Source organism: Paracoccus sp. SM22M-07, assembly GCF_001887735.1.
Taxonomy (GTDB): domain Bacteria; phylum Pseudomonadota; class Alphaproteobacteria; order Rhodobacterales; family Rhodobacteraceae; genus Paracoccus.
The window spans coordinates 64,485-83,517 of the sequence record NZ_JPKW01000012.1 but is presented as its reverse complement, the minus strand read 5'-3'; the positions used below and the strand labels follow the sequence as shown (position 1 = coordinate 83,517).

The following is a 19,033-nucleotide window of genomic DNA, read 5'->3' as shown; positions in this document are numbered from 1 at the left end:
TCAGGCTTCCTTGTTCTTGTTGTAGACGTCGAAGAACACGGCGGCCAGCAGCACCAATCCCTTGATGACCTGCTGATAGTCGATGCCGATCCCCATGATCGACATGCCGTTGTTCATCACCCCCATGATGAAGGCCCCCACGACCGCGCCGACGATCTTGCCCGCGCCCCCCGCCATCGAGGCCCCGCCGATGAAGACCGCCGCGATCACGTCCAGTTCGACCGCGAAGCCGGCCTTAGGCGTGGCGGTGTTCAGCCGCGCCGCAAAGACCAGGCCCGCCAGCGCCGCCAGAAAGCCCATGTTCACGAAGGTCAGGAAGGTCAGACGCTCGGTCCGGATGCCCGACAGCTTGGCGGCCTTGGCATTGCCGCCCACCGCATAGACGCGGCGACCGATGATGGTACGTTCGGTGATGAAGACATAGATCACCGTCAGCACGACCATCGACAGCAGCACGTTGGGCAGGCCGCGGAACCAGGCAAGCTTCCAGGTCACGAACAGCAGCGCCACCGCGACGATGCCGTTGCGCAGCAGGAACAGGGCCCAAGGCTCGTCCTCGATGCCGTAGCGAGTATTACGCGCCCGCGCCCGCAGGCCGGTCCACAGGATCAGCCCGACCGACACCGCACCCACCGCCAGCGCCAGGCCGTTGGGACGGCCCACACCGAACAGGTCGGGGATAAAGCCGGTGGACAGCGACTGGAAGCTGCTGGGGAAGGGTCCGATCGACTGGCCAGCCAGCAGCCACAGCGACAGCCCGCGAAAGACCAGCATCCCCGCCAGCGTCACGATGAAGGACGGAATCTTCCAATAGGCCACGAAATAGCCCTGCACCCCGCCGATCACCATGCCCGCGACCAGGCAGATCGCCCCGGCGACCAGCACGGGCATGTCCCAGCTGACGATCATCACCGCCGCCAGGGCTCCGATGAAGCCCATGACCGATCCGACCGACAGGTCGATATTGCCGCCAACGATGACCAGCAGCATGCCCAGGGCCATGATGATGATATAGCTGTTCTGCAGGAACAGGTTGGTGATGTTGACGGGCTTCAGCAGCACGCCGCCGGTCACGACCTGAAAGAACGCCATGATGGCGATCAGCGCGAAAAGCAGCCCGTATTCGCGGATATGCTTGGTGATATAGGCACCGATGCTTGTGCCCGGTGCGCGGTCCGTCTGTTCCACGACCTTCCCCCTATTCCCTGACAATCAGCGACATGATGGCCTGCTGGCTGGCTTCGGCCGCCGACAGTTCGCCCACGAAGCGACCTTCGTTCATAACATGGATCCGGTCGCACATGCCCAGCAGCTCGGGCATCTCGGACGAGATCATGATGACGGCCTTTCCGGCCGCGCTGAGTTCGTTAATAATATTGTAGATTTCGTATTTCGCGCCGACGTCGATGCCGCGCGTCGGTTCGTCCAGGATCAGCAGGTCGGGATCGGTGAACAGCCACTTGGCCAGGACGACCTTCTGCTGATTGCCGCCCGACAGGTTCATCACCTTCTGAAAGACCGAAGGCGTGCGGATGCGCAGGGCCCGGCGGTATCGTTCGGCCACCTCCGTCTCGCGGTTCTCCTCGATGACGCCGCGGGTGGCGACGGCCTCGAAATTCGCCAAGACTGTGTTGCGGCGGATCGTCTCCTCCAGGATCAGCCCAAGCGTCTTGCGGTCTTCGGTCACATAGGCCATCCGGGCCTTGATGGCGCGATCCACCGTCGACACGTCGACCGGCTTTCCGTGCATCAGCGCCTGCCCCGAGATGTTGCGCCCATAGGACCTGCCGAAGATGCTCATGGCCAGCTCGGTCCGGCCCGCGCCCATCAGGCCCGCGATGCCCACGACCTCGCCCGCGCGGACGGACATCGACAGGTCGCGGATCACCTGGCGGTCGGCATGTTCGGGATGCCAGACATTCCAGTTCCGCAGCTCGAACACAGTATCGCCCGCATGACGGTCGCGTTCGGGATAGCGGTTGGCCATGTCGCGGCCCACCATGTCGCGGACGATGCGATCCTCGGTCAGATCGCCGCCGCGCGCATCGATGCTGGAAATGGTCGCCCCGTCGCGGATCACGGTGACGCTGTCGGCCACGCGGCGCACCTCGTTCAGCTTGTGGCTGATGATGATGCTGGTGACGCCCTGCGCCTTCAGTTCCAGCAGCAGGTCCAGAAGCGCCTGGCTGTCGCTTTCCGACAGCGCGGCGGTGGGTTCGTCGAGGATCAGCAGGCGCACGTTCTTGGACAGCGCCTTGGCGATTTCCACCAGCTGCTGCTTGCCGACGCCCAGGCTGTCCACCCTTGTGCCGGGCGTTTCGCGCAGGCCCACCTTGGCCAGCAGGGTCTCGGTCTGCTGGAAGGTCATCGGCCAGTCGATCACGCCCCGCGTGGCGCGTTCATTGCCCAGGAAGATGTTCTCGGCGATGGTCAGCAGCGGCACCAGCGCCAGTTCCTGGTGGATGATGATGATGCCGCGATCCTCGCTGTCGCGGATGCCGGCAAAGCTGGCGGGCTGGCCGTCATAGACGATCTGGCCGTCATAGCTGCCATGCGGATAGACGCCCGACAGCACCTTCATCAGCGTGGATTTTCCGGCGCCGTTTTCGCCGCAGATGGCGTGGATCTCTCCTTCGCGGACCGACAGGGTGACATTGTCCAGCGCCTTGACGCCCGGGAATGTCTTGGTGATGTTGCGCATTTCCAGCAGCGCGGTCATGGCGTGGTCTCCGGTGCGGGGAACCGCCCGGCCCCGATGGGCCAGGTGCCGGGCGGTCCGTCTGGCACGTGCGTTACTGGATCTGGTCCTGGGTATAGTAACCGCTGTCGACCAGCACCTGCTGCCAGTTCGACTTGTCGACCGGCACGGGCTGCAGCAGATAGGACGGGACGACCTTGACGCCGTTGTCATAGGTTTCGGTGTCGTTGATCTCGGGCTCGCCGCCCTTCAGCATGGCATCGACCATGCCGACCGTCACCTTGGCCAGTTCGCGGGTATCCTTGAAGATGGTCGAATACTGCTCGTCGCTCAGGATCGACTTGACCGACTGAACCTCGGCGTCCTGGCCCGTCACGATCGGCATCGCCATGTCGCCCGAACCGTATCCCACGCCCTTCAGCGACGACAGGATGCCGATCGACAGCCCGTCATAGGGCGCCAGCACGCCATGCACCTGCTTGTCGGTGTAATTGGCCGACAGAAGGTTATCCATCCGCGCCTGCGCGACGGCTCCGTCCCAACGCAGCGTGCCGACCTTGTCCATGCCCGTCTGCCCCGACGGGATGACGACCGACCCGTCATCGATCAGCGGCTGCAGCACCGACATCGCGCCGTCATAGAAGAAATAGGCGTTGTTGTCGTCGGGGCTGCCGCCGAACAGTTCGACGTTCCAGGGCTTGCTGTCGGCAAAGCGCTCCTCCAGGCCCCGGACCAGCGAATTGGCCTGTTCGACGCCGACCTTGAAGTTGTCGAAGGTCGCGTAATAATCGACATCCGGCGTGTCGCGGATCAGCCGGTCATAGGCGATCACCTTGATGTCGGCGGCCTTGGCATTGGCCAGCGCGTTCGACAGCGTGGTGCCGTCGATGGCGGCGATGACCAGCACGTCGACACCCTTGGTGATCATGTTCTCGACCTGGGCCAGCTGGTTGGGGATGTCATCCTCGGCATATTGCAGGTCGGTGTCGTAACCGGCATCCTGGAACTGCTTGACCATGTTGTTGCCGTCATCGATCCAGCGGGCCGATGATTTCGTCGGCATCGAGATGCCCACGGTTTCGGCCATCGCGCCGGTCGCCAACCACGAGACACCGATCGCCAGCGCGACCGCGGCGGTTCTGATCTTCATCTTGTCCTCCCTGTGGCGGCTCTCCAACCCGCCTATCCCCTTTGCGGTCCTCCAAAGCGTGGTGGGCCGCGACAAGACCCTAGCAAGATGGCAGCATGCTGGTAAAATGATAATCAAAGTCATCTGCATGCCGGAAATGATATGCAAAGCACCCCTGCCCGCCTGATGTTGAAACCCGCGCAGCTGCGCCTGCTGCAGGAAATTGCCGAACACGGGCAGCTGCAGCTGGCGGCCCAGGCCAGCGCCATGACCCAGCCCGCCGCATCGCGGATGCTGGCCGCAATCGAGGCACAGGTGGGCGCGCCCCTGTTCCTGCGCCAGCCCACGGGAATGGAGCCGACCGAGATCGGCCTGACCGTCCTGCGCCGCGCCCGCGTCATCCTGCGCGAGATGCACAGCATGGCCGCCGACGTGACCGCGTTGCGCGGCGGGCTGGCGGGTTCGGTGCATGTGGGCGCAGTCACCGGCCCCGCGGTCGGCACGCTGGTTTCGGCGATCCGCCAGATCAAGCAGCAATCCCCCGAAGCCGAGATCACCGTGGATGTCATGCCCTCGCGCGAATTGCTGGGCCACCTGGCCGCCGGAGAGATGGATTTCGTGCTGGCCCGCATCCTGCCGGAATTCGAAAGCCGTGATTTCAACATCCTGCAATTGCGCGACGAAAAGGTCTGTTTCCTGGTCCGCGCCGGTCATCCCCTGGCCCGCGCGGCGCGGGTGACGCTGACCGAGCTGTCGGATTACGAATGGATCATGCAGCAGCGCGGCGCCCCGATCCGCGAAGCCGCCCTAGGCGCCTTTGCCAGCGTCGGCCTGTCCGAGCCGGGCAACATCGTCAACAGCCCCTCGCTGCTGCTGACCATCGCCTATCTGGCGCAAAGCGATGCCGTCGCGCCGATCTCGGACGAGGTGGCCGACCTGCTGATCCGCCCGCCGGTCGCGGCGGGCTTTGCCGTATTGCAGACGCGCCGAGAGATCCGCGTATCACCCTACTACCTGCTCAGCCTCCGCCGCCGCCCCTTGTCGCCCCTTGCCATGCGGCTGCGCGACACGGTGATCCAGCTGTCGCGCGACGACGTCTGGCCACGACCGCTTCCCCCGCGCTGACCTTGGCCCGATGCCCTGACCGGTGCCCTTGTGACGTTTTGCCAATGGCGGGACATGCCGCGGGGTGCCATGCTTGCAGACAAGCCAACGAACCCGGCCAACGAACCCGGCCAACGAACTCGAAGGATATCCGCCATGACCAATCGCGCCGTCATCGTCGTCGATCTGCAGAATGAATACTGGCCTACGGGCAACCTGCCGCTTGACGGGATCGAGACCGCTGCCGCAAATGCCGCGCGCGTCATCACCCATGCTCGCGACCGGGGCGATCTGGTGGTCAACATCCGCCACGAAATGCCCGACGCCCCTTTCTTCGTGCCCGGCAGCGACGGCGCGCGCATCAACGATACGGTCCGACCCGCCGATGAAGAACCGGTGATCACCAAGAATTTCCCCAACGCGTTCCGCGACACCGGCCTGCATGATCTGCTGACCTCCCACGGCATCGATCAGGTCGTGGTCGTCGGCGCCATGAGCCATATGTGCATCGACGCGACCGTGCGGGCCGCCAACGACCTGGGATATGGCACGACCACCATTCACGACGCCTGCGCCACCCGCCAGTTGGAATTCCAGGGCAAATCCGTTCCCGCGGCCCAGGTCCATACCGCCATGATGGCCGCCCTGGCCTTCGCCTATGGCGATGTCGTGTCGACCCAGGACCATCTGGCCGGATAAAGGCCGGACAGACACAAAACCCGCATCGCACCCGTATGATGCGATGCGGGCCTTGTTGTCGACGATGGGGGTGGCGCCCTTCAGGCGGTCAGGCGCGGATGTCCTGTTCCACCAGCGCGCGGTCGTTCCTGACATGGCGCTGCACCAGGTTGCGGCCGATGCGACCGGTGACCAATGTCCTGGCCGCGCGCGCGGTCAGCGCATCGTGGTCCAGCGTGGCCAGTTCGGGGAACAGCGACAGGATTTCGTCGCGGCTTTCGGCAGAGACGCTTTTCAGCGCGACGGGACCGGTGAACAGCGACTCGGCGGCGGCACCTTCGGCAAAAACGATTTCGTGGCGGTCGAACATGAAATGCCAATAGGTCACGACCGTCACGTCATCGGCCACCTCGACGCCGGGTATCCCCAACAGGTGCTTGGCGGCGACCAGACCTTCCTTGGCGCCAACCATCCGTTCCAGAATGCGCGACTGGACCAGGATCCTGTGCTGCGGGGACACCAGCAGATCAGCCTGCGGCAGACCGCGGCCCAGGGCTCCGGCGCGGATGCGGATCGGGCGCTGCCTGGGGTTGTTGGCCAGGCTCAGCGAACCGACGCGCGACGACCCGATCCAGCGGATGGGGCATGCACCGTGATCGACCGTCTCGACCAGGTCGCCGACGCGCAGATGCTCGATCGCGACGGGACCGTTGGGGGTCGCGATCTTCGTGCCCGTCGTAAAACAGACATTCGTCGTCTCCGAGTTCAGGAAGCTGGGATCGACCAGCTCGCCGTCGCCGTTGCGGATCCTCAGGCCGCCAGCCTGGTCCAGCACGCCGTCGGCATAGTCGGCCCGCAGCCAGTCAAGCACCTTGTCGTACTGGTTGTCGGGGTTGGCCGCGTTCCAGGCGGCCAGGGTCGTGCTGTTGTAGAAGGCCGAAAGATCGACGAAGTCGTTGTTGGTCTGGTCGTCATCGGTGATCGAGCCGCCACCCTGGCCGAAATCGACGATCAGGTCGCCCGTCCCGTCGGCGACGAAGGTATCGGCCCCATCGCCCCCGGTCAGCGTGTCGATGCCCGCCCCGCCCGACAGCGTGTCATTGCCGATGCCGCCCAGCAGGACATCGTTTCCGGTCCCGCCGGTCAGGGCGTCATTGCCCGCCCCCCCATCGGCGGTTCCGGCAGTGTTGGACAAGGTCAGCGTGTCATTGCCGGACCCGCCGACGACGTTTTCGAACCCGTTGATGCTGTCGCCCTGCGCCGTTCCGCCGGATGCCGCATTCGTGGCCAGGTTGACCGTGACGCCGGCGGTGTTTTCGGAATAGTCCAGCGTATCCGACCCCGCGCCGCCGATCAGGCTGTCGGCGCCGGTGCCGCCCTGGACCGTGTCGTTGCCTTCGCCCCCCAGGATGGTGTCGTTGCCGCCGCCGCCCTCGATGGAATCGTTGCCTGCGCCCCCCAAAACATAATTGGCCGTGTTGTCGATGACGGGCGCGGTGGCGTTGCTGTTCACCTGATAGACGTAACCGACATTCATCGTGTCATTGCCGGCTGTGCCGTCGATCACCGGGTCCAGTTCATTGGCATCGCGTTCGGCCAACATCACATAGCTTTGCCCGGCAGGGGGCGGCGCATAGGTGCCAAAGGTGATCGACTGGATCGGCTTGGCTTCCAGCGCGTTCTGCGACAGATCCTGCGTCACCGACGGCACCAGGTACAGCTGCAGATCGGTGCCCTGCATCACGCGCCCCGAAATGGTCGCGGTCGTGCCGTCGATATAGGTGATCGTGGCGGGCATGAAGATGAAGGCCTCGACCGTCTGCACCGGACCGCCATTGATCGAGAACTGGTCAAGATCGCCCTGGCCGTCATATTGCGTCGGCAGGCCCGTACCCCCGGCACCGTTCCCGGCGGGCGCAAAGGTCTGGATGCGGTTATAGAGCGGGTCGGTCGACCCCCCGAAGATCCGGTTGTTCAGAAGGGACGCGTTCTCCGGCTGTCCCCCTTCCACCGCATCAAGATTGGTGAAGGTGCCCAGGTTGATGACGTTGAAGGTGGTCGCCATGTCGTAGTCCTCTGAGAGCGATGAATGCAGGGGCGGGGCGGGTCCGCGCGTTACGACGGAACCGGTGGATCGGGTTGGTGTTGCAGGCCTGAGACACGGCCGGGCGGGCGAAAAGTTGCTTGCTTCGACATCAAGTTCCGGCTGATGAAGATCGCCTGTGTTCCTGCCCGCTCCGCTGTGACTGGAACGGCACAATCGCGCGTTCCTCATGTCTGACATATTCTCGAATTGTCGTTATTTTTCCAGTGGGTCGGGCGGTGCAAAAGGATAGGTCCGCGCGCGCATAAGGTGTGAAAACGGGCATGGACGGCACCCTGAACCGCGTCTTGTCGCGAATCCCCCCAAGCCATGGCGCGCGTCGTCTCGGGCATGGCCCGTCAGCCCTCTGCGCCCATGCCAAGGCTGCCCTTCTGTCCAGTAGCAAAGCCCGATCAAATGTCGCAGCGTGTCGGCATGAAGCAGTCGTTTTCCGCAACCCGTTTCTGGCGTGATGCCAGCCTCTCGACCCGTTTCGCGGTGGTGGGGGGCGTCGTGCTGGCCATCTTCATGGGTCTTGCGGGCTGGCTGCTGGCCGACCGCATCCGCCAGGTGGTGATCCGCAACACGGCCACGGCCGCCGCCTTCTATATGGACAGTTTCCTGCACCCGCTGGTCGAGGATTACATCCCCGGCACCCAGCCTTCGCCCGCCATGCGCCGCGCCCTGTCCGAGGTCCTGCCCGCCACCGGCATGGCCGAGCGGATCGTCTCCTACAAGGTGTGGGGAAAGGGCGGGCTGGTCATCGCCGCGTCGAATGCCGACCTGATGGGGCGGAATTTCCCGCCATCGCACGAATTGTCGCGCGCCTGGTCGGGACAGATCGCCGCCATCTTCGAGGATGACGCCGAGGAGGAGGATCGCAGCGAACACGCCCTGGGGCTGCCGTTGCTGGAAATCTACAGCCCCATCCGCGCCGACTGGACCGGAGAGATCATCGCCGTGGCCGAACTCTATATCGCCGATCCGGCGCTGAAGGCGGATCTGGCGGCGGCGCGTGCGGCAGCCTGGGCCGGGGTCGGCGGCGGCGGCCTGGCCCTTGGCCTGATCCTTTACGTGATCGTGCGACAGGGCAGCCGGACGATCGACCGCCAACGCCGCGACCTGGACCGACAGCTGAAAGACCTGCGCCGCCTGTCGCATCGCAACGGACAGCTGCGGGCGCGAATCCAGGAGGCCGCGGGACGGGCCGCCGCCACGACCGAGGGCGGCCTGCGCCGCATCGGTGCCGATCTGCATGACGGCCCGGCCCAGGACCTGGCCTATGCCCGACTGCGGCTGGACGCCCTGGACGGGGGCAGCACCCCCCAACCCGGCGAACTGGCGGCCATCCAGCAGGCCCTGGACCGTGCCATGTCCGAGATCCGCCAGATCTCGCACGGGTTGGCGCTGCCGGAACTGGCGCATCTGTCCGCCGCCGCCATTCCGCGCCTGGCGGTCGAGGCGCATCAGGCGCGCTGTCCCACCCCGGTCGCCTTGCATATGGAGGCCGAGGGCGATCCGCCCCTGTCGCCGGGACTGCGCATCTGCCTGTTCCGCTTTGTTCAGGAAGGGTTGAACAACGCCGCCCGCCACGCCGGCGGCGCGGATCTGACGGTGCGCCTGCAGGGGGACGCGGATCGGCTGCGGGTGACGGTATCGGATGCCGGCCCCGGTCCCGCCCCCGACCATGCCCCCGGATTGGGGTTGCGGGGGCTGCGCGACCGGGTCGAATCACTGGGCGGTCGCTTTGGGATGGAGCGCCGGGACGGACGGACGGAATTGTGGATGGAGGTCGAGACATGAGCGGGCATCGGGTTCTGGTGGCGGACGACCATCCGCTCTATCGCGAGGGGGTGGCGCGAACGCTGCAGGAAAGCGGCCATTTCGACGTCGTGGCCACGGTCGCATCGGGCGCCGAGGCCGTCGAAAGCGTGCGGCTGTACGCGCCTGCCTTGGTATTGCTGGACCTGTCCATGCCGCAGGGCGGGCTTTGGGCGCTGGAACGCATCGCCCTTCAGGACCCCGCGCCGGTGATGGTCATGCTGACCGTGTCCGAGGATGGCGACGCCGTCTTTGCCGCGTTGGAGGGCGGTGCGCGGGGCTATCTGCTCAAGGGGATCGGCGGTGCCGAACTGGTCGCGACGCTGGACCGCATCATGCAGGGCGAAAGTCATGTTGCGCCCTCGCTTGCGGCACGGATGCTGGCGCGGATGCGCAGCCCCGCCCCCACATCGCGCGACGGGCTGGACCTGCTGACCCCGCGCGAGGAAGAGGTGCTGCGCCTGGTTTCCGAAGGGCTGTCCAACAAGGAAGTCGCCCGCCGCACGCAGGTCCAGGAACGCACGGTCAAGCATCACATGACCCAGATCCTGCAAAAGCTGCATCTGCGCAACCGCACCGAGGCCGCGCTGCTGGCGCAAAAGGAATGGCGCAACGGCTAGCCGTTGCGCCGGTGGATGGGTGGTCTCAGCGGGTGAAGGAGGCCAGCCGCGCCCGGTCCTGCGGGGTCGCGCTGCGTTCGATCACGGTGCGGCCCTGGGCATCCTTCAGCTCGTATCGGCCGTTTTCCAGTTCCTCGCGCCAGCCGTCGGAATAAGTCACCTCGATCCCGCGGGTGGAACGCTCGACCTCGGTCGGCCGGGCGCCCGCATAGCCGCCACCGACCGGACCCGAGGGCTTGTCATCACGCCCCCGGCCGCGTCGGCCGCCGCGGTCATCATCATCGCGATCATCGGCGTCGTCATGATCGTCATCGCCGCCGCGGCCGCGGCCGCTATGGTCATCACCACCATGGTCGTCACTGCCGTAATCGTCGCCGCCATGGTCGTCATCACCCTGGTCGTCATCACCACCGCGCCCACCATGGTCATCGCCGCCGCGGTCGTCATCACCGCCGCGCCCGCCACGGTCATCGCCACCGCGGTCATCGCCACCACGGTCGTCGCCGCCGCGGTCGTCGCCGCCGCGGTCGCCATCCTTGGCATGGGCCATCGCCGGCAGCAGGCGCAGGCCGTGTTGCGCATCGACCCGCACCATGACGGGGGCAATGATCGCAGCGCTTGCCAGCAGCAGAACTGCCAGCCGGGATCGCATCTGCATCCTGGGCAAAAGAATCTTCGTGAGCATCTGATTTCTCCGGGTCGGGGCCACAAGGGCCATTGAGCACCCTTCGATCAAATCACATCCCGCCCGCCTGCGAACCGGACCAAGGTCCAGTACCCGGGCCTTCAAAGGTCCCGGTCCGGCAATCTATGGCGCCTTGGCCCGCGGCGTACCGGCGGGGGCGTCGCCATTCGCCTTGATGTCGGCGATATAGCGCTGCATCTCGGCGATCTCGTTTCGCTGCGCCTCGATGATGGCATCGGCCAGCGCGCGCACCCGCGGGTCCGATATGTCGGCACGTTCACTGGTCATGATGGCGATGGAATGATGCGGGATCATGGCGCGCATCCAGGCCAGATCCCCGACCGTCTGCTGGCTCCGCACCAGCCACAGCGACAGCGCGAAGGCCAGACCGGCCCCCAGGACGATGGCGATGTTCTTGCGCCGGTCGGAATACATGCCCAGCATGAAGGCCAGCATGATCACCGCCATCACCGCCCCCATATAGATCGCCATCCACATCCGGGTCTGTGAAAATTCGATGTGATCGATCGAATAGGTGTTCAGATACATCAGGCCGAACATCACCACCGTCGATGTGGCGATCATCGCGACAAAGCGTCCATATCCCATGGGGTCGTTCCTTCTTCCGTTCAGGTTCCGGTCAGATGTCGTCAGGCCCGTCTCAGTGGCCCAGCATGGTGATCTTGACCAGCATCCAGACGGCCATGGCGATCATCATCAGGTTCTCGGTCAGGGACACGAAACCCAGGGGCACGTTGCTGTCGCCCCCGACGCAGGCGCATTTCAGTTCGCGCTTGTCGACATAGACCGCCTTGAAGACCGACACGGCCCCGATCGTGCCGATGAACAGCGCCACGGGGATCGACAACCACATCAGCGCACCGGCCACCATCAGCACCCCGGCCAGCCCTTCGGCGAAGGGATAGACATAGCCGTAGCGCACCCATTTCTGCGCCAGCAGGTCATAGTTCAGGAACATCGTGGCGAAACTTTGCACATCCTTCAACTTTTGCAGGGCCAGCAAACACATCGCGAAGGCCACGAACCATTCCACGGCGGCGACCGTGACCAGCTGGCCAAGCGCGGCCCAGCTGGTGGCCAGCGCCATCGCGGCGGCCATCGCGAACAGGGCGATCACCGGGCGATAGGTGCTCCTGGACTTGTCGCGGACGGTCTTGCCGAAATGGCGGCGCAGGTCGTCATAGCCACCGATCCGCTGGCCGTCGATGAAGGTCTGGGGCGTGGTCTGCACGTCGTGTTGGGCCTTGAAGGCATCAACTTCGGCGCGGGACGTCAGGTGGCGATCGTCGATCCGATAGCCCTGGCGCCGCAGCAGATCGCGGGATTTCAGCCCAAAGGGGCACATGTGCTTGGTCATCACCATCCGGTACAGGGTGGCGGTCTTGGCGTTCGTGCTGGTCATGACGGGGTCCTTTCCTGGGCCGGGGCGGCGGCATCGTCACGCGTCTGCAGCCTGTGAAGGATGGGGCAATCGGGGCGGTCATTGCCCGCGCAGCCTTGCGCCAGATCCTCCAGCGTGTCGGCCATGTCCTGCAGGTGGGCGATCTTGTGGCGCAGATCCCGGACCCGCGCCTGCGCCAGCGCCTTGACGTCGGCGCTGCGCCTGTCCTTGTCGCGCCACAGGTCCAGCAGCGCCGAAATCTCGGCGATCGGAAAGCCAAGATCCCGCGCGCGGGCAATGAAACGCAGCATGTGGATGTCGGGGTCGGCATAGTCGCGATACCCCGACGCCGTCCGCGCGGCGGCAGGGATCAACCCGATCCGTTCGTAATAGCGGATCATCTTGGCCGATACGCCCGATCGGGCGGCGGCGTCTCCGATGTTCATGGCAAGGCTCCGTCGTGACATGACCTGCGATATGGGGCTTCCAACGATGGGAAGGTCAAGACGGGTGGCCGGATTATTTCGCAAAGCCCCGTTGGACAGGGGACAGCCACCGGTGGCTGCGAAAGGGCCGCGCGACCCCGGTCGCGCAGCCGCAGGGCAGGTCAATTGGCGTTTTCTGCCAGCCAGGCCGTCATCTCTTCGATCTCGTCCGTCTGCGCGGCGATGATCTTGCCGGCCAGGGCGATCATGTCGGGGTCGTCGCCATGGTCCATCAGGACCTGGGCCATGTCGATCGCCCCCTGGTGATGGGCGATCATCCCGCAGGCAAAGGCGACATCGGCATCCGGTTGCATCATGCCCTGCTGCATGGCGGGCATGGTGATGTTCATGCGGCGCATGTTGTCGCGGACATGTTCTGGCATGCCCGCCGCATCCGCATCCCTGGCGTCGGTGGCATGGACCGTGTGGTCCATGGGTGCCACGGAGTCGTGGCCGTCATGCATCCGGTCTTGCGCCGCGGGAACGGTGCAGACCTCGGGCATGCGGAATTCGCCGTCTTGCGCCAAGGCGGGCGGGGTCAGCCCAATCACGACAAGGGCGGTTGCGACAAGTATCTTGTAGAGTGTCATTGTGATCTCCGATCTGAATCATTGCGGGTCATTCGCATTCTGGGGTCCGGGTCGGCGTTGCCCACGGGCCTGCACCCCTGCGAACAGGGGATCGGGGCCAACACCGGCCAAGGCAGCGGTCATCAGCGGTTGGGGATCAGGCGCGCGGAGGTCGGTGCAACCCGTCCAAAACGGTCGTCTCCGGCAGCGTGAGGGTATCGACGGCCTCCAGCGGGCGGCCCATCAGCAGCGCTCGCGCCACATCGACTGACACGGCCAGCGCCGTCGCGGGGCACAGATGGGCCTGGCAATGCGCCCCCTGACCCGGCGGGGACAGGCCCGCGTCATGGGCATGACCCGCCCCGGTCCCGCCGTCACCCGCAGCGGGGTGCGCATGGTGATCGGCCTGCGCCAAGGACATCGCCATCTGGCATTCCAGATCCATGCCCGCGTTTCCGGCAGAGATGCCGAGACCCATCGCGATCAGCGTCACGACGATAAACGCGGCCAGTTGGCGAAACACGGGGGTCATGGATTTTTTCTATGATCCCGCGGGCATCGCATCAACGCATTTCTGAACCCCTGCGCAGGATCGTGACAGGCGGCGCGCGCGGTTCCGGTCGTCATGCCAGCAGAAGGACCGGAACGCCCGGTTGCAGCATGGCATAAACCTCCTCGATCTCGGGGTCGGTCAGCGCAATGCAGCCGGCGGTCCAGTCGCGATTGCGTGGCGCCTTGGCGTTGCCCTCGGGCCCGCGACCGTGGAACATGATGTCGCTGCCGGCGCTTTGACCGAACTGCGCGGCATAGGCGCGGTCCTGGTCGTTGGGATAAGAGATGCCGACAGACAGGTGATAGCGGCTGCGTGGATTGAAACGGTCGATATGGTACAGCCCCTCGGGGGTCTTGCCGTCGCCCTCGAACCGCTTGGCACCGACCGGTTGGTTGCCAAGACCGAAACCATAGGACCGCAGGACCGTCTGCCCGTTCAGCAATTGCATCCGGCGCTGACCCTTCCACACCACGACCCGCGTCACGGGGGGACCGTCATACCGGACGAAATTCGGGACAGGCGCGCGCCCTGCCCCCTGCGATCCGCAGGCCGCCAGGGCCGCCAGCATGGCAAGCGAGGCATGGCGGCGGGACAGATGTCTCATCGGGGCAGCTCCTTCCGGTCATCGGCCTGCAGCATAACACAAGCGTCGCCCCGGTTCGACGCCGCGTCAGTGTGATGCCAACGACGGATCACCGGCAAAGCGCAGCGTCACGGTGGCGCAGTCCGGGGTCATCACGTGGTCCAGCGTGATGCTTTGGGTTTCGGCGACCCGGGCGACGATCGCCAGCCCCAGCCCCGCCCCATGCGAGTCGGGCGATTTCTCGAAGGTCCCGTGACGGAAGACCGCGCCCGGCTGGACGGCGTTCGACACGCTGACCGTCGGCCCCGGCGCAAGGGTCACCCGCAGATCCCCGTTGCCGTGTTCGGCGGCATTGCGCAGCAGATTGGTCAGGATCAGCGCCAGCGCGTCGGGGTCCACCGCCACGGCGGCCGAGGTCATTTCGGCATCGTCAAAGCGCGCAGAGAGGCCGCTGTCGGCGATGACCATCCGCGGGACCCGCACCAGATCGCAGGTTGATTACTTCCTGCGCTGACGCCGAGGGCGGAAACCTGCAGCGCCTCCGGACCCGGTCATCCTTGGGCGATCCCATTACGTTTCAAGATGTGCTGGCGCTGAAAGGGGACCGGGCTTCCACAGCCTCGGTGTGGAACCGCCTGTCATCGGCCCAGGTCGCGCATGTCACCCCAAGCACATAGGCGAAGACCCCCGCGATATTGGGGCACTACGCCACCTCGGGGGTCAGCGACATGGCACGCTCAAAGCCCTGCTGCACAAGAACAGCCTCACCGCGACATAGGACATAGATCAGCCCCCACCCGCCCGGGATCGGTGCGATCACGGTATCCCCGGTTCCTTGGTCGCGGGCGGCGGGGATATGGGGCACCGGCTATCCTGATCATCCCCCATCCTGCGGCCCATCGCACAAAAAGCGGGGAACCGCCGGTCACGACATCGGGATGCTGCCGAATGCCCCGTCCGTCTGTTAGAAGGTCACATGGAACGACCCGGCACAGGAGATGACGGCCTTGCGCATTCATGAAAAGACACTGACCGCGGCGCTGGCCCTGGGGCTGTCGCTGACCGCATTGCCGGCCATGGCAAATCCCGGCAAGGGCAACGGACATGGCGGCCATCACGGGCATGCCGCCCAGCAGCATGGCGGCTGTCCTCCGGGTCTGGCCAAGAAGTCGCCGTCCTGCGTGCCGCCGGGCCAAGCGCGCAAGAACGACATCCGCTATGGCCGCGATGTCGGCGACCGGTTGCGCGTGGGCGATTACGTGCTGGTGCGCGATTACAGCCGCTATGACATCGAACGCCGCGACGACTGGCGCTATTACCGCGACGGCGACCGCCTGATCCGCGTAGATGCGCAGACGCAGCAGATCCTGACGATCATCAACCTGGCCCGCGTTCTGCTGAACTGACCGGGCCGGGCGGCGCATCCACGGATGCCGCCAGTTCCCCCGGAACCCCTGTCGCCTCGGTTCGTTGGCCCCACAGCATGGTGAACGGAACGTCCCGGCCGCGTGGTCGGGATGCGCTTTTCATGACCGGAAACCGTTCGGCCCCCTGCGGCCGGCTGAGAGGTGACAAGCGCGTGGAGAAGATGACGAAAGACAAGCTGGGCTGGGCCATTCCGTTGATGCGGTTGGGATATGCGGGCAAGGGGCTGGTCTATCTGGCCGTCGCGGGCATCTCGCTCTATTCGATCTGGCGGGGTGGGCAGGCCCAGGATACCTCATCCGCTTTGGGCTGGCTGGAAAACACCCTGTGGGGGGGCGTGACCCTGTTCGTCATCCTGTTGGGGATGTTCGCCTATGCCCTGTGGCGCGTCATCGACGCTGCCTTCGATCTGGAGGATTATGGCAGCAAGGCCAAGGGCATCGTGGCCCGGATCGGGATGCTGGTCACCGGCGCCATCCACATGGGTATCGGCGTTCTGGCCTTTTCGCTGCTGTTCGGCGGCAGCGATCAGGGTCAGGGGTCCAGCATTCCCCGTTATGTCGGGGCGGTGATGCAATGGCCCGGCGGGCGCTGGATCATCGGCATCGCGGCGCTGCTGATCATCGGCGCGGGCATCCATTACATGAAGCAGGGATGGACGAACGAATACCGCCAGCAACTTCAGGCCAATCAGTTCACCACCCGCTGGAACCCGATCCTGAAGGCAGGCCTGATCGCGCATGGAATCGTGGTGGGCGTCGTCGGCCTGCTGTTCCTGTTCGCCGCATGGCGGGCCAACCCCCAGCAGGCGGGCGGCACGGGCGAGGCCTTTTCCTGGCTGTCGGGCCAGGTCTATGGCCAGATCCTGGTGATCGGGATCTGCCTGGGATTGGTCGGCTTCGCGGTCTTCTGCTTTGTCAACGCGGCCTACCGCATCGTGCCGAAGGTGTCCGGGCCCGACATTCAAAGCCTGGCGTCCAAGCTGAACAGCTATTCCCGCTGACGGGTTCGGCGGACGGTCCCAAGGGGTCGTCCGTTCACTCAATCGCGCTGCGTCTGCGGGCGCAGGATGCGTCTTGCAAACCCCCGCGCCGTGCCTACCATCGCCGGCATGAAGGAACTTACCCTGCGCCAGGTCGAAGTGGTGCGCGCCGTGATGATCGCGGGCACGATCCAGGGCGCGGCCAACCTGCTGAACGTATCAGCCCCCGGCATCAGCCGGCTGATCAAGCATACCGAGGACGGGCTTGGCATTCGTCTGTTCGAACGGCGTGCCGGCGTCTTCGTCCCCGCGCAGGAAGCCCATTCCATCTTTGCCATGCTGGAACAGGTCCATCGCCGGATGGACAACCTGAACGCGGCGGTGGGTGCGTTGCAGAAGGGGCACGATTTCACGCTGTCCTTCGCCTCGGCGCCCTCGATCGCGCAGTTCATCGCAGCACGGGTGATCACCGGCCTGCGGCAGCGTTTTCCCGATCTGGACATCGACCTGGACATCCTGAAGATCGAGGAAACGCTGGACTATCTGCTGCTGGAGCAGGGCGAGGTCGTGATCATGTCCTCGCCCCTGGACAATCCGGCGGTCGAAAGCATCCCCATCTGCGAGGGGCGGATCGTGGCCATCATGCCCGAAGGGCATGAACTGGCGGAAAAATCCGCCGTGTCGATCCGCGACCTGATCCGCTATCCCTTCATCGGTGTGGACCCGGACGATCCCTATGGGCGCACGCTGGCACGACCCTTTCTGGACGCGGGGTTGAGCCCCCGCCATGCCATGCGGGGCCGTTTCGCGCAGACCATCGTCAGCCTGGTGCGCCACGGCCTGGGGGTGGCGGTGATCGACGAATTTTCGGTGGCCGAGGTCTATATGCCCGGTCTGGTGCGACGCCCTTTGGTGGAACCTGCCGTCATCACCGCCTGGTCGGTGCAGAAACGCGGGCGCCAGCTGTCCAGTTTTGCCGAACAGACGGTCCACCTCTTCCGCCGCGAATTGGCCAAGGCCCGGGCGCGAGAGACATGGGACCGCGCCCCGGATTAACATCATGTTACGGTAGCGTCCAAATCAGTATTTGCCGTTAAAGACGGTTTTGCGATATTGCCGTGACAAGCCCCCAAAGGACGGGGCCGATCCAAGGGAGGATTACATGCGGAACATCGTTTGCGGCGCGATCGTCGCGCTTGGCCTTGCGGCGGCACCCGCCTTGGCCGAATACCCCGAACGCGACATCCAGGGCATCATTCAATGGGGTGCGGGCGGGTCCACCGACACGGTCAGCCGGTCCGTCACCCCCCATGCCGAGGTCATCCTGGGCGCCAAGGTCATCTTGCAGAACGTCACGGGCGGCGTGGGCGCCATCGGCCTGAACCAGGCCGAACGTGCGGATGCCGACGGCTACACGCTGCTGTTCGGCGCGGAAAACCCGTTGCTGTACAAGGTGATGGGGCTGGGCCAGAAGGATTATTCGGATTTCGTCCCGATCAACATCATCGCCCGCGGCATCCCCATTCTGGTCGCCCGCCCCGACGCCCCCTTCGACACTTTCCCCGAAATGGTCGAATACATCACCGCGAACCCCGGAGAGATCCGTTTCGGGTCGACCGGTCCGGGCGGCCTGCCTTCGGTCGTGACCGCGATGATCAACGAAAAGACGCCGCTGGATGTCACGGCCGTCCCCTATGACGGCGACGGCCCGGCGCTGACCGCGCTGCAAGGCGGGGCCATCGACGTGATGCCCGCCGTGCTGGGCGCCGCGCTGGAACCGGTGCGCGCGGGCAACCTCAAGGCCATCGCGATCTTTGACACCGAAGGCGTCGAGCAGCTGCCCGACACCCCGGCCATCACCGACACCAATCCCGAATTCGCCGAGATCCTGCCTTGGGGCCCCTTCTTCGGCATCTTCGTCAAGGCGGGCACGCCCGACGACGTGGTGGCCAAGCTGACCGACGCCTATGGTCAGGCGACCCGGAACCCCGACTTCCTGTCGATGATGGATGGCCGCGGCTTCCATATGCTGTCGCTGACCGGAACCGAGGCGCAGAACTTCCTGGACACCTGGCAAAGCCAGACCGCCTGGATTCTGTGGGACAGTGAGATCGCCAAGAACTCTCCCGAAGATTTCGACATCCCGCGTCCCTGACGCCGACATGTCGCGCCGTCCCGGTGATGCCGGGGCGGCCCCCCATTGCGCCGATGTCGCC

General features: G+C 65.2%; 21 protein-coding genes. 8 read left to right on the top strand and 13 right to left on the bottom strand.

Going from position 1 to position 19,033, the window contains the following annotated elements; all coding sequences use genetic code 11:
• The 3 genes from mmsB to chvE form a co-directional block, all read right to left on the bottom strand.
• Positions 1-1,188: a multiple monosaccharide ABC transporter permease gene (mmsB, locus tag IE00_RS15855; protein ID WP_072298166.1), complete on the bottom strand. Its 1,188-nt coding sequence runs from the start codon at positions 1,186-1,188 to the stop codon at positions 1-3.
• 10 nt (positions 1,189-1,198) lie between these two features.
• Positions 1,199-2,719, bottom strand: a complete 1,521-nt coding sequence (mmsA, locus tag IE00_RS15850; protein WP_072298165.1) for a multiple monosaccharide ABC transporter ATP-binding protein — start codon at positions 2,717-2,719, stop codon at positions 1,199-1,201.
• A gap of 73 nt (positions 2,720-2,792) precedes the next feature.
• Positions 2,793-3,848, bottom strand: coding sequence for a multiple monosaccharide ABC transporter substrate-binding protein (gene chvE / locus IE00_RS15845; protein ID WP_072298164.1), 1,056 nt, complete (start codon positions 3,846-3,848; stop codon positions 2,793-2,795).
• Between the two features lie 141 nt (positions 3,849-3,989).
• On the opposite strand from chvE, the gene IE00_RS15840 reads away from it, so the two are divergent.
• Together IE00_RS15840 and IE00_RS15835 are read left to right on the top strand one after the other, a co-directional pair.
• Complete coding sequence (locus tag IE00_RS15840; RefSeq protein WP_072298163.1) at positions 3,990-4,952, top strand: LysR family transcriptional regulator; 963 nt, start codon at positions 3,990-3,992, stop codon at positions 4,950-4,952.
• A 135-nt stretch (positions 4,953-5,087) separates the two neighbouring features.
• Complete coding sequence (locus IE00_RS15835; RefSeq protein ID WP_072298162.1) at positions 5,088-5,630, top strand: cysteine hydrolase family protein; 543 nt, start codon at positions 5,088-5,090, stop codon at positions 5,628-5,630.
• 88 nt (positions 5,631-5,718) lie between these two features.
• Here the strand turns inward: IE00_RS15835 and IE00_RS15830 are convergent, their stop codons facing one another.
• Entirely contained in the window at positions 5,719-7,674 is a 1,956-nt protein-coding gene (locus IE00_RS15830; RefSeq protein ID WP_072298161.1) for a Hint domain-containing protein, read from the bottom strand.
• Between the two features lie 435 nt (positions 7,675-8,109).
• Between IE00_RS15830 and IE00_RS15825 the strand changes: the two genes are divergently transcribed.
• Together IE00_RS15825 and IE00_RS15820 are read left to right on the top strand one after the other, a co-directional pair.
• The gene (locus IE00_RS15825) at positions 8,110-9,495 is read left to right on the top strand and encodes a sensor histidine kinase (protein ID WP_072298160.1); all 1,386 of its coding nucleotides are present in this window, start codon (positions 8,110-8,112) and stop codon (positions 9,493-9,495) included.
• The gene (locus tag IE00_RS15820; RefSeq protein WP_072298159.1) at positions 9,492-10,133 is read left to right on the top strand and encodes a response regulator transcription factor; all 642 of its coding nucleotides are present in this window, start codon (positions 9,492-9,494) and stop codon (positions 10,131-10,133) included. The genes IE00_RS15825 and IE00_RS15820 overlap by 4 nt, the downstream gene beginning before the upstream one ends.
• Before the next feature lie 25 nt (positions 10,134-10,158).
• On the opposite strand, the gene IE00_RS20405 is transcribed toward IE00_RS15820, so the two are convergent.
• The 9 genes from IE00_RS20405 to IE00_RS20220 all read right to left on the bottom strand — a co-directional run bounded on the left by IE00_RS20405 (position 10,159) and on the right by IE00_RS20220 (position 15,275).
• Positions 10,159-10,791: a hypothetical protein gene (locus IE00_RS20405; RefSeq protein ID WP_205949692.1), complete on the bottom strand. Its 633-nt coding sequence runs from the start codon at positions 10,789-10,791 to the stop codon at positions 10,159-10,161.
• A gap of 150 nt (positions 10,792-10,941) precedes the next feature.
• Complete coding sequence (locus IE00_RS15810; RefSeq protein ID WP_072298157.1) at positions 10,942-11,427, bottom strand: DUF305 domain-containing protein; 486 nt, start codon at positions 11,425-11,427, stop codon at positions 10,942-10,944.
• A gap of 52 nt (positions 11,428-11,479) precedes the next feature.
• Positions 11,480-12,241, bottom strand: a complete 762-nt coding sequence (locus IE00_RS15805) for a MauE/DoxX family redox-associated membrane protein (protein WP_072298156.1) — start codon at positions 12,239-12,241, stop codon at positions 11,480-11,482.
• A complete protein-coding gene (gene cueR / locus IE00_RS15800; protein ID WP_072298155.1) occupies positions 12,238-12,666 on the bottom strand; it encodes a Cu(I)-responsive transcriptional regulator in 429 nt (142 codons plus the stop codon). The genes IE00_RS15805 and cueR overlap by 4 nt, the downstream gene beginning before the upstream one ends.
• Before the next feature lie 161 nt (positions 12,667-12,827).
• Positions 12,828-13,295: a DUF305 domain-containing protein gene (locus IE00_RS15795; protein WP_072298154.1), complete on the bottom strand. Its 468-nt coding sequence runs from the start codon at positions 13,293-13,295 to the stop codon at positions 12,828-12,830.
• 136 nt (positions 13,296-13,431) lie between these two features.
• The gene (locus IE00_RS15790) at positions 13,432-13,806 is read right to left on the bottom strand and encodes a hypothetical protein (protein ID WP_139291484.1); all 375 of its coding nucleotides are present in this window, start codon (positions 13,804-13,806) and stop codon (positions 13,432-13,434) included.
• Between the two features lie 91 nt (positions 13,807-13,897).
• Positions 13,898-14,431: a murein L,D-transpeptidase family protein gene (locus IE00_RS15785; protein ID WP_083554463.1), complete on the bottom strand. Its 534-nt coding sequence runs from the start codon at positions 14,429-14,431 to the stop codon at positions 13,898-13,900.
• Between the two features lie 66 nt (positions 14,432-14,497).
• Positions 14,498-14,878 (bottom strand): ATP-binding protein, encoded by a 381-nt coding sequence (locus tag IE00_RS15780; RefSeq protein ID WP_139291483.1) that lies wholly within the window; start codon positions 14,876-14,878, stop codon positions 14,498-14,500.
• Between the two features lie 235 nt (positions 14,879-15,113).
• Complete coding sequence (locus tag IE00_RS20220; protein WP_170864178.1) at positions 15,114-15,275, bottom strand: hypothetical protein; 162 nt, start codon at positions 15,273-15,275, stop codon at positions 15,114-15,116.
• Positions 15,276-15,408: 133 nt separating this feature from the next.
• On the opposite strand from IE00_RS20220, the gene IE00_RS15775 reads away from it, so the two are divergent.
• From IE00_RS15775 to IE00_RS15760, 4 genes are all read left to right on the top strand, one after another.
• Complete coding sequence (locus IE00_RS15775; RefSeq protein WP_240493936.1) at positions 15,409-15,816, top strand: hypothetical protein; 408 nt, start codon at positions 15,409-15,411, stop codon at positions 15,814-15,816.
• A 182-nt stretch (positions 15,817-15,998) separates the two neighbouring features.
• Complete coding sequence (locus IE00_RS15770; protein WP_083554469.1) at positions 15,999-16,838, top strand: DUF1206 domain-containing protein; 840 nt, start codon at positions 15,999-16,001, stop codon at positions 16,836-16,838.
• A gap of 108 nt (positions 16,839-16,946) precedes the next feature.
• Positions 16,947-17,873, top strand: coding sequence for a LysR family transcriptional regulator (locus IE00_RS15765; protein WP_072298197.1), 927 nt, complete (start codon positions 16,947-16,949; stop codon positions 17,871-17,873).
• 106 nt (positions 17,874-17,979) lie between these two features.
• Positions 17,980-18,972, top strand: a complete 993-nt coding sequence (locus IE00_RS15760; protein ID WP_072298150.1) for a tripartite tricarboxylate transporter substrate binding protein — start codon at positions 17,980-17,982, stop codon at positions 18,970-18,972.
• The last annotated feature ends 61 nt before the right edge of the window (positions 18,973-19,033 follow it).

Bases quoted from the DNA above. Each gene is read 5' to 3' on its own strand.
- IE00_RS15765 (WP_072298197.1), top strand. From the start codon at position 16,947: ATGAAGGAACTTACCCTGCGCCAGGTCGAAGTGGTGCGCGCCGTGATG.
- IE00_RS15825 (WP_072298160.1), top strand. From the start codon at position 8,110: ATGTCGCAGCGTGTCGGCATGAAGCAGTCGTTTTCCGCAACCCGTTTC.
- IE00_RS15795 (WP_072298154.1), bottom strand. From the start codon at position 13,295: ATGACACTCTACAAGATACTTGTCGCAACCGCCCTTGTCGTGATTGGG.
- IE00_RS15760 (WP_072298150.1), top strand. From the start codon at position 17,980: ATGCGGAACATCGTTTGCGGCGCGATCGTCGCGCTTGGCCTTGCGGCG.
- IE00_RS15840 (WP_072298163.1), top strand. From the start codon at position 3,990: ATGCAAAGCACCCCTGCCCGCCTGATGTTGAAACCCGCGCAGCTGCGC.
- IE00_RS15835 (WP_072298162.1), top strand. From the start codon at position 5,088: ATGACCAATCGCGCCGTCATCGTCGTCGATCTGCAGAATGAATACTGG.
- IE00_RS15805 (WP_072298156.1), bottom strand. From the start codon at position 12,241: ATGACCAGCACGAACGCCAAGACCGCCACCCTGTACCGGATGGTGATG.
- IE00_RS15770 (WP_083554469.1), top strand. From the start codon at position 15,999: ATGACGAAAGACAAGCTGGGCTGGGCCATTCCGTTGATGCGGTTGGGA.
- IE00_RS15775 (WP_240493936.1), top strand. From the start codon at position 15,409: ATGACGGCCTTGCGCATTCATGAAAAGACACTGACCGCGGCGCTGGCC.
- IE00_RS20405 (WP_205949692.1), bottom strand. From the start codon at position 10,791: ATGCAGATGCGATCCCGGCTGGCAGTTCTGCTGCTGGCAAGCGCTGCG.
- IE00_RS15780 (WP_139291483.1), bottom strand. From the start codon at position 14,878: ATGGTCATCGCCGACAGCGGCCTCTCTGCGCGCTTTGACGATGCCGAA.
- mmsA (WP_072298165.1), bottom strand. From the start codon at position 2,719: ATGACCGCGCTGCTGGAAATGCGCAACATCACCAAGACATTCCCGGGC.
- chvE (WP_072298164.1), bottom strand. From the start codon at position 3,848: ATGAAGATCAGAACCGCCGCGGTCGCGCTGGCGATCGGTGTCTCGTGG.
- cueR (WP_072298155.1), bottom strand. From the start codon at position 12,666: ATGAACATCGGAGACGCCGCCGCCCGATCGGGCGTATCGGCCAAGATG.
- IE00_RS15790 (WP_139291484.1), bottom strand. From the start codon at position 13,806: ATGACCCCCGTGTTTCGCCAACTGGCCGCGTTTATCGTCGTGACGCTG.
- IE00_RS15810 (WP_072298157.1), bottom strand. From the start codon at position 11,427: ATGGGATATGGACGCTTTGTCGCGATGATCGCCACATCGACGGTGGTG.
- IE00_RS15785 (WP_083554463.1), bottom strand. From the start codon at position 14,431: ATGAGACATCTGTCCCGCCGCCATGCCTCGCTTGCCATGCTGGCGGCC.
- IE00_RS15820 (WP_072298159.1), top strand. From the start codon at position 9,492: ATGAGCGGGCATCGGGTTCTGGTGGCGGACGACCATCCGCTCTATCGC.
- IE00_RS15830 (WP_072298161.1), bottom strand. From the start codon at position 7,674: ATGGCGACCACCTTCAACGTCATCAACCTGGGCACCTTCACCAATCTT.